Source organism: Candidatus Vicinibacter affinis, assembly GCA_016714365.1.
GTDB classification, from domain to species: domain Bacteria; phylum Bacteroidota; class Bacteroidia; order Chitinophagales; family Saprospiraceae; genus Vicinibacter; species Vicinibacter affinis.
Genome location: JADJNH010000005.1, coordinates 1037458 through 1050881, shown reverse-complemented (window position 1 = coordinate 1050881; position 13424 = coordinate 1037458). Strand labels below are relative to the sequence as shown.

12 protein-coding genes and 1 pseudogene are annotated in these 13424 nt (G+C 33.7%); 12 read left to right on the top strand and 1 reads right to left on the bottom strand.

Annotation, left to right across the window (positions count from 1 at the left end; all coding sequences use genetic code 11):
* Positions 1-14 precede the first annotated feature (14 nt).
* The 12 genes and pseudogenes from IPJ53_04335 (at position 15) to IPJ53_04280 (ending at position 12610) form a co-directional block, all read left to right on the top strand.
* Positions 15-718: pseudogene (locus IPJ53_04335) on the top strand (tyrosine-type recombinase/integrase).
* A 122-nt stretch (positions 719-840) separates the two neighbouring features.
* The gene (locus tag IPJ53_04330) at positions 841-1452 is read left to right on the top strand and encodes a hypothetical protein (protein ID MBK7798318.1); all 612 of its coding nucleotides are present in this window, start codon (positions 841-843) and stop codon (positions 1450-1452) included.
* 202 nt (positions 1453-1654) lie between these two features.
* Positions 1655-3142 carry an agmatine deiminase family protein gene (locus IPJ53_04325; protein ID MBK7798317.1) on the top strand — a complete coding sequence of 496 codons (1488 nt, stop codon included), beginning with the start codon at positions 1655-1657 and terminating at the stop codon, positions 3140-3142.
* A complete protein-coding gene (locus IPJ53_04320; protein MBK7798316.1) occupies positions 3139-3315 on the top strand; it encodes a hypothetical protein in 177 nt (58 codons plus the stop codon). The genes IPJ53_04325 and IPJ53_04320 overlap by 4 nt, the downstream gene beginning before the upstream one ends.
* A gap of 65 nt (positions 3316-3380) precedes the next feature.
* Positions 3381-4985 carry a TonB family protein gene (locus tag IPJ53_04315; GenBank protein ID MBK7798315.1) on the top strand — a complete coding sequence of 535 codons (1605 nt, stop codon included), beginning with the start codon at positions 3381-3383 and terminating at the stop codon, positions 4983-4985.
* Positions 4986-5523: 538 nt separating this feature from the next.
* On the top strand, positions 5524-6258 hold the full coding sequence (locus tag IPJ53_04310) for a CPBP family intramembrane metalloprotease (protein ID MBK7798314.1): 735 nt from the start codon (positions 5524-5526) through the stop codon (positions 6256-6258).
* A 226-nt stretch (positions 6259-6484) separates the two neighbouring features.
* Entirely contained in the window at positions 6485-6865 is a 381-nt protein-coding gene (locus IPJ53_04305) for a VOC family protein (protein ID MBK7798313.1), read from the top strand.
* Between the two features lie 979 nt (positions 6866-7844).
* On the top strand, positions 7845-9506 hold the full coding sequence (locus IPJ53_04300; protein MBK7798312.1) for a hypothetical protein: 1662 nt from the start codon (positions 7845-7847) through the stop codon (positions 9504-9506).
* Between the two features lie 250 nt (positions 9507-9756).
* The gene (locus IPJ53_04295) at positions 9757-10416 is read left to right on the top strand and encodes a hypothetical protein (protein ID MBK7798311.1); all 660 of its coding nucleotides are present in this window, start codon (positions 9757-9759) and stop codon (positions 10414-10416) included.
* Positions 10417-10818: 402 nt separating this feature from the next.
* Complete coding sequence (locus IPJ53_04290; protein MBK7798310.1) at positions 10819-11379, top strand: DUF4256 domain-containing protein; 561 nt, start codon at positions 10819-10821, stop codon at positions 11377-11379.
* A gap of 64 nt (positions 11380-11443) precedes the next feature.
* On the top strand, positions 11444-11827 hold the full coding sequence (locus IPJ53_04285) for a hypothetical protein (GenBank protein ID MBK7798309.1): 384 nt from the start codon (positions 11444-11446) through the stop codon (positions 11825-11827).
* Positions 11828-12106: 279 nt separating this feature from the next.
* Positions 12107-12610 (top strand): hypothetical protein, encoded by a 504-nt coding sequence (locus IPJ53_04280; protein ID MBK7798308.1) that lies wholly within the window; start codon positions 12107-12109, stop codon positions 12608-12610.
* 278 nt (positions 12611-12888) lie between these two features.
* On the opposite strand, the gene IPJ53_04275 is transcribed toward IPJ53_04280, so the two are convergent.
* On the bottom strand, positions 12889-13413 hold the full coding sequence (locus tag IPJ53_04275) for a hypothetical protein (GenBank protein ID MBK7798307.1): 525 nt from the start codon (positions 13411-13413) through the stop codon (positions 12889-12891).
* Positions 13414-13424: the final 11 nt, after the last annotated feature.

The window sequence follows — 13424 nt, the reverse complement described above, 5'->3', positions numbered from 1 at the left end:
AACACTTAGAAGACATTAACAATAAGGATTTACTTGACTTCAACAACGACTATATTTTAAAACATAATTTATCGGCATCCTACCAAAACCAAATTGTAAATGGCGTGAAATTATTTTTCAGGCAAATAGAAAACAGAAGTCTGGAAATTGATTTAATTCACCGACCAAAAAGATCGAAATTGTTGCCAAATGTTTTAAGTAAGGAAGAAATTAAATTGATCTTAAATGCGTTAAAAAATCTAAAACATCGGGCCATGCGCTCCCTAATTTATAGCTGTGGGTTGAGAAGAAGTGAGTTGATCCATCTAAAATTTTCAGACATCGATTCCCATCGAAACGTGGTTATTATCCGGCAGTCAAAAGGCAATAAAGACAGGATAGTGCCTCTATCCGAAAAAATACTACTCATTCTGAGGGAATATTATAAAGCATATAAACCCAAAACAGGTTGTTTGAGGGCCAGACCGAAAATACACCTTACGATGAAAGAAGTCTGTCCAATGTATTAAAACAAGCTATTGGAAAAGGAGGATTTAAGAAACCTTTCCCTTTACATCAACTGAGCCACAGCTATGTTGCTCACCTCCTTGAAGCAGGAACAGATTTGAGATATATTCAAGAGCTGTTGGGGCACAACAGCAGCAATACTAATGAAATTTACACGCATGTCAGCACCAAGAACATACAAAAAATTACCAGCCCATTTGATACTTTATAAGAAAACTTAATTAATTTTGGAAAAAGATATGTACACCTTTTGTTTCACCAATCCCTCCACCGATAGACAGACTTGTGCAACGATGTGGCAGGTATATACGATTTATCACCAACTAAAATAAGATGAATTACCTTAAATTAATAATACTAATTTTTTCTATTGAAAATAATCTTTATTCGCAATCTTCAATTGATACTTTGCTAGCGTCAACAATAAATAAATACTTCACCACAGAAGATTACTTTCTTAAAGATACTATCAAAACAGAAGTATTTCTTAACAAAATAATTATTGAAAAATTAGAGCAAAATAGTTTGTATTGTACGGACTGCAAGTATTTCAAAAATAAAATCATTCTTACATCAATTGAAAAACAACAAATTATTGAAAATCTAAGTAAGGACTTTGTTTGGCAATTTCCACTAGAAAATAAATGTAAAATTATAAATACTGAAATGGCTTGCGATATTTTAGACTCAATTAATAGAATAGGAAAGGTGCCTTTAAATAAATATATAAAATCTGAAATTTCATCTAAGGAATACGAAAGATTAACAATGAAATTGCCTTATATAGTTTATATAACAAACCCAAACTATTTTCGAAATAAGAAGTATTTGTTGGTTGGGATAACTTGCATTGGCGGTGGCCTATCGGGTACCCCATGTCATATTTTTGTATACAAAAAAACAAAAACCGCATATAAAGAATATATTAATATTAAAATTAACTAACGAATGCTGGTGATAACACCAGATTGAAGCAATGGCCTGCAGAAATCTTCGTTATTGGAAAAATTGGGTGTTCTCCGAATACTTGGTTTTGTATCTTCGCTTTGGGTGATCGAGTAAAAGGCCACTGCATCAATCTCTAACCGTTGTGCGCAAGTTTGACGAGAGCAACCCATAGACAGTTAAAATTAAAATAAATGACTGAATGAAAAAGAAATATTTAATCCTTATTGTTAGTTTGATATTGTTTCAATTTTTAGCAATATCACAGACTAAAAAAGACATCAATGGATACAACTATTATACACAAGGCAATTCAAACAGGACAGTTGCAGAATGGGAACCTGCAAAAGGGACAATGATAGCTTGGCCATTGGGTTTACCTTACAAATTGATAGTGGAACTGGCGAAGGACAATCATCTCTACACATTAGTAACTGACGATTCTACAAGAAATGAAGCAATCAAATGGTACAAAAAATGGGGAATTGACCCAACACACAATACATTTATTACTATGCCTCTTGGAGTTGCCGCATGTTGGACAAGAGATTGGGGTCCAACTGCAATTTTTGCACCTGATGGCAACATGAAATTAGGCAATTACAATAGTCTTTATGCACCACCCCATAGCAAATTGGGCTGTCCTGATTCTGTGTATTACACAATTAAAGAACCATCGGAGTTAGATGATAAGGCTGACATACCATTAGGCAAGGCATTAAACATAGAGGTATTGGACTTACCATTTATTTGTACAGGAGGTAATTTTTTGACTGATGGCTTAGGAATTGCTTTTTCAACCTGCATTCTTCCCAAAGAAAATAAACTTCAAAACATACCCGAATCACAATTTTTTAAACTTAGTAAGGATTTGCAAGGAATTAATAACTACCACATAATTTCCAATTTTGAAAAAGAAGGCATACAACATATTGATTGTTTTATGACCTTATTAGATGAAGAACGTATGCTTGTAGCCGAGCCGCCTGCTGACCATGAACTTTATGGAATTTATGAAAACATTGTTCAAAATGAATTATCAAAGCTGAATACCATATATGGTCGTCCGTATGAAATACTGAGGTTAAAAATTGACAGATACGATGGCGATAAATTGACGGCATATTTAAATTCATTAATTGTAAATAAAACTATTTACGTTCCATTATTCCAAATCAAAGCCGATAGTATTGCTCTGCAAACATGGCAAAAAGCAATGCCTGGCTATACAGTAAAAGGATTTGAGTTTGCCTTAAAAGACGAACCTTTATTGGCAAATGGAATGAACGAACAATACCCTTCTGGTTATGGCTGGAAAGGATATGACGCTTTACATTGCAGGACAAGGGCTATTTGGGACAACGAAATGCTTTTTATCACTACTAAAAGAATTGATAAAATTGTAGATTCTAAAAATCGAAACATCGTTTATACAACGATTATTGATTACAGTAAACAAGGCTTAGTGAAAGACAAGAACCTGTTATTTTGGAGGACTTTGGGTGAAACAAATTGGCGAATTGCTGAACTTAACTTAACTGAAAATCCAAATCATTTTTTTTATGAAATACCTTATCATAAAAGTGGATCTACTGTTGAGTATTACATTTCTGCCGAGTCAAAATCGGGTAGAAAAGAAACACAACCGAGGGCAGCACCTTTGGGAACATATAAATTCACAATAGAATGAAAACCTGCACACAACACGGGTATTGCAAAAGTGGCGGTTCAGTGCTCCGCAGAAACATTTGTGGTAAATCAAAGTTTAGTTCTCCCATCAATCCCGATCGCTATTGGGATGGTGAAAATCGCCACCTTCGCCAAGTCCGAAACCGTTATAAGTCATTTTATGGGACATTGTAATCTTGAAAATAAACATCAACTTTGACAATTCTTATTTCATTAACCAGAGACATAAACTAAATAAAATGAAAACGGCATTTTTCACACTTTTGACAATCATTCTGTCATTTGAATTATTCGCCCAGCAGACCAAAACTGAAACAGTGTACTTTGACTACGACAAATACCATTTAACTACAGAAGCCACGACAATTCTTGATTCATTTTACCGTAACCTTAAGACGGATACTTTCGACATAATTAAAATCATTGGACACACGGATGCTGATGGCAAAGACCAATACAACTTGACATTATCCAAAAACAGAACAAAAAGTGTATCTGTTTACTTGCAGTCAAAAGGAATTTCCAAGCAAAATATTCAAATCCAATTTTATGGTGAAAAAAAACCTATAGCAAAGAACAACAACGAAAAAGACAAGCAACAAAATAGACGAGTTGAATTAATTTTGGAAAAGGGAAAATCAAGAGACAAAGATAACTTCGAGAAACAGGTACAACTTTTTTGTATCCCATCCAACAAAGACACAACTTTAATTTGCAAGGAAGGAACAATGATTAAAATCAAAGCAAACTCCTTTATTTCTGAAAAAAATGAAAAAGCCAAAAACAAAAGAATAAATTTTTTAGTAACCGAGTATTACAAAACATCAGACATCATACTTACCAATCTCTCCACAACATCCAACGGACAATTACTTGAAACCGAAGGTATGGTCCATATCAAAGCAAATATAAATAATCAACCATTGAAATTGCTGAAAGGAAAAACTATTGAAATTAATCTTCCAACAAAAAAGAAAGAAAAGGATACGCAATTATTTTCAGGATCCTGGGAAGATAACAAGCACATAGATTGGACAGCACAATCAGCGGAAATAAATGTCAGTCCAGAATTTTTTACATTTATTGAAGAAATGCCAGCATTTATTGGTGGCGAAAAGAAATTAAATGAATATTTATCTCAAACAGTGAAGTATCCAGAACAAGCAAAAAAATTAGGAATTCAGGGAACAGTTTATATTGGAGTTGTTATCAACGAAAATGGGGAAGTAAAAGAGCCACTAGTTTTAAAAGGAGTCACCTCTGAACTTGATTTGGCAGCATTAGATGCAATTAAAAAAATGCCAAATTGGACACCTGGAAGACATAATGGGCAATATGTGCCTGTTAATTATACAATTCCTGTTAAATTTAATTTAAGCGACACTTCAATTGCAGGAAATGGTATTTTTAGAGAAAGATTTGAAAAATCATATAAGGACACAACCTTACAAAAAGCAAGTTCTGAAAAAATTATGTATTATGTTTTTAATACCACTGACCTTGGTTGGATTAACGCTGGCAGATTTATAAATAAATATCCAAAAATTAATTTCGTGATAAAATTAGACAAAGACATTGAAACAGTAAAAATAATTTTTGATCGTTACAAAACCGTTATGGATGTATTTCCTGTAAATGGTAAATACACATTCAAAGACGTTCCCGCGGGTGAAAATATTACCATTGTGGCCATTAAGCGTGTGGACAACAACCCCTATTTAGCGGTAAAGAAAATCAAGACTTCTACACAAGTTGAAAACAAATTAGTTTTTAAACCAGTGACCATGGAAATCTTAAAGACCGAAATGAAAAAACTTGACAGATTTAATAAATTACCACGATAATCGAGAAAATAAAAATGACCTATAATCGAGAAGACGCCCCCACCAGTTGATACTAATAAGATGTAATTCTCACATTTATCCCCCTCACCAAAATGATGATGGACCAGTATACATCCATGTATCCAATACAGCCCTGCCTGTCCGGTGATGCAGGAATTCATTAAGTTAAGGAGCAAATTCAAATAGTAATCTAGCTTCGAGACATACCCTTTTTGTTCCAACCGTTTCCCCCTGCCCATAGTTTTAAACTTATTGTGTATAACCATGATCAAAGTGACCCCACTGAGGTTTTATAGGATTTCATTTATTTAACGTGTTATTAGCTTCATTAAAGCCAAATATCATGAAAGCAAAACCAAAGCAAACGGTACCAATCAGAATATTCTTCTCATTCATGTAAATTCCGTTGAAGTTGACTAATTCTTCGTTTAACAGTTTTTCGTAAATTTGACTTTGGACCTTTACAAAATGTTAGTCAGTAAAGAGGGAAAATCCCTCAAAATGTAAGCATTTTCTAAAAATTTGGAATGGATTAAATATGACAAAATTACTGCTTGAAAGTATTGTTGAGATAATTGCAGTCAGTCCCCTTATCTATTTTTGGACTAACAAGGTAGATTCTAAATGGAAACACATAGTGCTGTTTGTGGTATATTATACTGTTTATAAATGCTTGCTCTTTTTTCCAATTTTAATTCCGGAATTAAAATTTATCAAAAGTACATGGAACTGGTCTGGAAAAACTTATGCCGTAATAGGCTCATTAATAATTTATTCCATATTTAGCAAAGAATTTATAAATTACCATTACATCACTTTTAAACAAAACCGCAACTCGTTGCAAGCTAAGTTTACGGTAATCATTATTCTATTTATTTTTACCTTAATTTTAACACTTTTCAGCTTCGGGCAATCTTTAGAAAAATTTGAATATTTATTGTTTCAATTTACCATGCCGGGCATGGATGAGGAAATCGCATATAGAGGCATAATGTTGGGACTATTATCCAATACATTGAGACCAAAAGTATATATTGGATCCTTCTGTATTGGAAGTCCGGCTTTACTTATTACTTCTGTTTTATTTGGATTAGTCCACTCTTTTGGCATAGACAATGATTGGAATTTTTACCAAAATTGGTTTGAATTTATAAACGCTTTTTCAATTGGGCTGATATTGGGATGGATGACTATCAAAAGTGGTAGTATACTTATGTCCATCTTAACCCATAATTTAATAAATACCATACCGAAGATAATTTTTTGGATCTGATCCATGAAGATTACCAAAATCGTATCTAAGAGCTAATAAAATTAAAGTGCACTAAATACATGAATTATTGCGACACTTAATTCTTAAAATGAGTTTATTTAAAAATGATAACTTTACAAAATCAATGAAAACTTTTACATTTATCCTCCTGTTAACCGTAGCCTCATTTGGCTTTGGTTTTGCTTACAAAACAATAATTGTAAATCAAAATAAAAACGCATCAAATATGAAAAAGGTAACTGGCATCGGAGGCATTTTCTTTAAATGCAAAGACCCAAAAAAAATGACAGAATGGTACCAAAAACACCTTGGTCTGGAGACCAATCCATATGGGGCCACTTTTGAATGGTATGAGGGCGCAGACAGCACAAAAAAAGCACAGACCCAGTGGACTCCATTTGCAGAAACAACCAAATATTTTGAGCCTTCTACAAAAGACTTTATGATAAATTACAGGGTCGAAAATTTAACTGAACTTGTGTCCCAACTAAAAAATGAAGGTGTGACCATTTTAGACAATATAGAAACTTACGACTATGGAAAATTTGTCCATATTCTGGACGCAGAAGGAAACAAAATTCAACTTTGGGAACCTACCGGAGAATAGATGTGAAATTCAAATGAATTATAAATATCGGGATAAATGATTCGACATGATTGCATTTTCGTTTTGCAGTTCAAATCAATATTCCATATAACTATTTTAACTTCAAACGAAAATAAAATTCGCCTGACCAATAGTCCTAAGTAAAATGAAACTCTGGTTTAGCAACCGATTATTAAAATCTAATCACTTTAAATAAATAAAATGTAACATCCAATATTTAAATTAGCAACGTGCTTTTTCCTTTGAAGGATACTCAACCGATATTTATAATTTTCAAAAATAAAATCTAAAATAAATATCAAATATTTGGACAATTCATTCAAGATAACTATTTTAGTGCTTTGAATTGCAACACACCCATTTTTGATAAAAATTAAACCCTATGGCATCCTAAATAAAGTAACACCTTAATTCATTAAAACACCTAAACTTGATTTTTCAATTAATTGAATTACCTATGCCTATAAATGGGAAAGTTTCCTTTTACCTCATACAGGCTAATAGATGTAATACTTTTTTGAAAATGAGTCAATAGATAAGTTCCTGAAAATATCAGATAAATATATATGGAGAAATGAGCAAGGTTTGACTTTTTTCCAACTTATATCTTTATAAATCTATCAGGAAATAAACACAGTATTATGAACTCTAAAACTAGAAAAATGAAGATAGACAGCTCTTAATTTATGTACAAATAATTTGCATTTGATTGGAACATAACCAGTAAAATGCATGATGTTGAATTTATTAAAACCCTAAAAATGTGGTCGTAACCTTTTTTTGGAATGAAGATCTATGTCCACTATTTTACGGTTAGATAAATTTTCAATCTTTCGGTGAGTCGAACCGGAAAAAACACCATTATAAATTGAGTACGGCCCAAATCTGAACGGGATAGTCAGGATAACACCAATTAAAATTTAATTATGATGAGCACTTTAAAGTATTTTATTTTTTTTATATTGCAACCATGATCCTAATGACTTCTTGCAAAAAAGAAGAAAGTACATCTGATCTGTTGAACACAATGGCAGTTGAAAATAAATATCCTGCAATAATTTCTGGCAATGGCATTTTGGATGAGGATCCAAATCTTGTTCCCACCATATTGGGACAAGTGCGTGTAAATCCTTATACGGTTGAAAACATGACCCAGGCTTGGAATTCAATCTATGCAAATAACCAGGTGCAGAGCTTAACCCCCACACATTTGTATGTAAAATTCAGTCCGGTCAATGTTGAGGAAGCTAAACTCCTTGAAAAGACCGGAGAAATGTTTTATGACTTTCCATTGGAAAATGAAATGATCCAAATGGGTGATTATTATCCTCAACCCGGCAAAGAATTTCCTGAAGTTTGGGCAGTAGTTTGTCCTGGTTTTCAATCTCCCATTTCCGGTTACCAGATTATTGCACAACTTGTCATCCCTCCTTATGAATCCATTTTAACTAAAACAGCCTTTGAATTAACGGGAAATGCATGGTCCAATCCTGAGGATCCAATGGGTTCTCCGGACCCAAGTGGTTGTGCCCCCGGAAGTCCGGATTATCCTGATTGCCTGAATGCGATTAATAAGAGATATGGTAATATTCCATCCGGAGATGGGGATCCATGCTATCAAGTCATTGGAGGGGATGGTAATACCACCCTCAACGGTTGTGGATGCATGGTGTATAATGATGCAAGAAAACCAGGTGGATGTGTAAAAGTTAAAGACGTAGAGAAATCGAGGTTTGAAGGTGTTCGTCGCGTTAAAATCATCATGAAGGATACCTGGTTTACAGAAGATGAGACCTGGACGGATGATCTTGGATGCTGGAAGATCGATGAAAGATATCATGGCAATGCTTGGATGTGGATTAAGTTTGCCAACAGTCGTGGTCAAATACGGGGAGCACGATCAGGTTTTGCTTCCGTTTATGATTGGATATGGCCGGTAAAAGATTACCTTGGAAAAATAAGAACTGGCCCGCCATACAACAACATTGAAGTAAAATACGATTTATGGTCCAGCCGCGGCTCTGCGGCCCATATCCATTGGGGAGCAGCTACCGCTAACAATGCATTGCACGAACATCATGATTATTCAGCCGCTGAAGGAATCAACAGTCCTCCGTGGATTGATATTTTTGTAGGTCGGAATCACAAATATGGCTACACAATTATGAATTCATATCTTGGTAATTCAAACGTAATTAAAAACCTCGCAAGTGGCAGTATTTTTGGACTGCCCTTCCTGGGAGCTCCCGGAGGATTAGGCGCACTATTTCCGGATGTATACTTAGGAATTGATTACCAGAATTCAGACTACCAGAAAAGGTTAGCATACCATGAATATGCCCATTCATCCCACTTCACCAAAGCGGGCCCCCTATTTTGGGAAGAATTAATTTCTGCTGAAGCCGGGGCCAATGGACATGGAAATTCAGGAAGTAAAAATGCCGGAATTATTTCAATCTCCGAATCCTGGGCGGAGCATATTGGGTTGTCTTACACACATAAGACATATGCTGGATTTCCAAATAATTCATATTATGGAAATGATTGGAATCAATCTGAAGAGAAAACAAGGAATGAAGAATCTAATCACATTCCTATTGGCTTGTATAATGATTTTATGGATGGACTAGATGAAGAATAGGCAAATAATTATTATTCAGGCGGAAGTGGAACCATATTGGATTGGGTTAAAGGATTTACAAATAGTCAAATGTTTAATCTATTGGGGGTAAGCACCACCTCACCTACGATATTTAAAGATAAGTTTATCCAAGTTCATGCTAATGGAAATCCATTTTTAATAAATCAAATTAACGGATTATTTAATAGTTACTAATTAATAAAAAATGAAAGGGAGTCAATTGTTGACTCCCTTTCCTTTAAAAATTATTATGAAAACATTTTTTCCAAATCTGTATTTTGCATTACTGTTTCTTATCACAAGTTGTGATGGTTGCAAGGATCCAGACGAATGCCCGGATCGGTTTCATATTCCTGCGGAAATAATACCCTATAAAGCTGAATACCATATAGGAGATACAATATCCTTTGTCTCTAAATTTAGATATTATGTGCATGAAATCAGGACAGATAAAGATTATAATTTAAAAAATATAAACTTTAACCCCAATACTCTTATCAATTATTTGGATACTATAGGGTCCAGTAAAATTACAAATTACTTTACTATGATTGTTGAAAATAATAATTACAAAGAATTTATTTTTTCAGGAGGATCAAGCGAATTGGATGGTCAATACGAACTGAACAATGATACTTTCTCATTGAGATTCAAATTGATTCCTCGCAAAATTGGAAATTTCCTTTTGATCCAAAAATGTGGAATTGGGCCAAATTTTGGCGATAGTGATTTTCCAGGTAGATGCACAGGCATCGGTTATGATGTTATAGTCAGGATGAATGAAGGTAAAGATGGAAATATTGAAATTTTAAAAACCAGCAAAGACTCTTTATACAGTAAGTTATTTTTATTAAACCCTGAAAATAATTTTTACAATAAAGGAGGCTTTTGCTTTAGGGTAGTTCCTTAAAAAAATAAATTTAAATTGATAGTCCAATATATTTGACTTAAAATAAATAATTAATGGAAGTCTTTATAAGAATTATGTTTTTGCATTATAACTCTTTGTGGTGGAATTCCAATTGATAGACCAAAATTGAAAATCTCAAAACGATTAAAGGAAAGAAGGCAATATAAAAAACGTTCAAAAATATGCCATTCGAATATTTTTGAATATTAAGAATGTATTTCAAAATATACCGGCTCACAAATCCATTACCAGCGCATGATATATGAAAGGAACCTTCTGTTTGGAAAATTCAGCTGGATGTAATAATTTTATGCAGAAATACTTTCAACCGTCTTAGGTAGCCCCGTCAAGGGTCCTAAATGAAATTTTAAAACCAATTTTATCAAATCTTAATAAATAAAAATGTCCGCGAAAGCCTTATCTCCAAAAGACAGTAAAGGTCTTCTTGAAATATTAAAAAAACGTTTTGAGAACCATATGCACCGACATGAAGGAATTGATTGGGAGGATGTTTTGGCGAAATTGGAAAAAACAAAGGAAAAATTATGGTCTCTGAACGAAATGGAAAAAACAGGAGGCGAACCGGATGTGGTGGCTTATGACAAAATAAATGGTGAATACATTTTCTTTGATTGTTCGGCGGAAAGCCCTAAAGGCCGAAGAAGTCTTTGCTATGACCAAGAAGGATTAACCTCCAGAAAGGATTTTGCACCGGAAAATAATGCCCTGGATGTAGCCTCAGAAATGGGAATTGAATTGCTCTCAGAGGAACAATACAGATCACTGCAGAAACTTGGTAATTTTGATTCAAAGACATCAAGTTGGTTGAAGACTCCGGCCGGGATCAGAAAACACGGAGGTGCCATCTTCGGAGATTTCAGATATGGCCACGTATTCGTCTATCACAACGGAGCCCAATCCTATTACGCTGCAAGGGGATTTAGAGGCTGTCTAAATATTTGATTATATTTTTTAATAAATTTATATTTATTTAGACTATTATTCCGAAATTAAAAGTTTAATTCAAATGAAAAGTAAAATTTTAAACTTGCTCTTGATTGTTACCTCTCTTTTCGGATATTTAGAATGGGGAGGTAATAATAGTATCCTGTTGTTTCAAGCGGAAGCAGACATCATTTCTAAACTATTCACCGACCCTACTTCAGTGATACACCCTTTTATTCTGTTACCCTTGGTTGGCCAAATTCTATTACTGGTCTCTGTGTTTCAAAATAAACCCAGTCATCTATTGACATACATTGGCATTGCTTGTCTTGCGTTATTACTGGGATTTATGTTTGTAATAGGTATCCTTAGTCTGAATTATAAAATAATTTTTTCAACTTTACCATTTTTAGTAGTTGCCGGAACAGCGATTTTCCATTACAGAAAAATTAAAATGCAAGAATAAATGGTGTAATAATTCTTGTATTTCAAATTTGGTCCAAATCGATTTAAATATCTGCAATGTTTAATGCAGATTGATACCATTAAATAGTCCAAAAGAGCGAAATGATAAATGAAAAATTTAATTTTCAAAGTGGTATAAAATAGTCTAATGACATCATTTGGCATTAGTTTTGGGATTGTTTGGTGTGTTGGCGGATTTTAAAAGTAACTTCTTATGAAATTTGGTACTTTCATGCAACAATATTGCAAAAATTGCTTTCTTATTCAATAATACAAAAAGATGGACTTTAAAATTTCAGTAAATACTATCTATCATTGTTCATTGGAAAGAGCCTTCAAGACACCCATGTTGTGCGACGTGTCTAAAGTGCATACCGGATTTGGATTAATGCCAAGAGTCACTCATTGCACTGAGGACACCAACTGGGGAAAGCCCGGCGGATGTAAAAAAGTATTTGCTGCTAAGTCACTTGGCTTCAAGGGAGGAGAGGCCTCCATGGACAGGGTGCTGGAAAGAATAGAGAATCAATACTGGAAAATTGAGGTGAGCGACTTTAAATCGTGGATGCTGGGTTTTTATAAGTTTGAAGGAGAATGGAAAACAACGCCCTTATCAGAAGCAGAAATTCTGGTGGAATATACCTACACTTTATTTGCCAATCAAGTTTTGTTGTATCCATTCAACTGGTTGTTTGCACATCTTTTTTGGCGCACGTACATGAAAAGAGTGTTGGAGAATGTACATAAGATGATTGAAAACAATGAGCCCTATCAATATCTGTAGATAGAATATATTTATTAATATCAACCGTGGCACAAGTCGCAGACTTGCGCCAACAAGGAATTTTCGCACTCCTTAGAAGATTGAATCTTGAAATAATAGTCTCATAATTTTAGGACTTCCAGGAATTAGTCAGGTTATTTACGGAAATATAAAACATAAATTACATCTCAACACTCTCATAAATCCCACAAATCCCAGTTCAGACATCATCAATCGTAGCCCAAGTCACAGACTTGCGCCAACAAAGAGTCTAAAAATAAATAATTACACTTAACCAATCAATTACGAAAACTTGCTGTTTTGATTAATTTATCCTTTTTCTCCTCTGCAAGTTGTGAATTTTGTTGAACAAAATATAGCTTGATTGAACCATTCATAGAAATGGTACATTCCAATATAATTTGTTTTCCATTATCACATTTAAAAATAATTAATTCATCGATTGTGGAGCTATCTACCATTGATGAGTAGATATCAATTTCAATAATTCTCTGATTAATAAAGTAATGATAAAAACATTCGGAGCTATATTTTACTTGATTAATTACAAATTTAGGATATACAGCCTCACCGTCTAAATGTATGTTTTCTGCCATAAACGTCAAACAAATATAACTCTTATCATTTAGCAAATATGTTATAACCAATTCACCTGGATTGCAATATTCAAAGGAACAAAAATTGATATCATAGCTAAACATTGCACGATTATTGTCATCCCTTATTTCCGGTAATAGCTGATTAAAACCTATGATTTGAGAATCAACAAGATTTTCCAAAATTGAAATTTTATATTCATTCATATTTATATTTT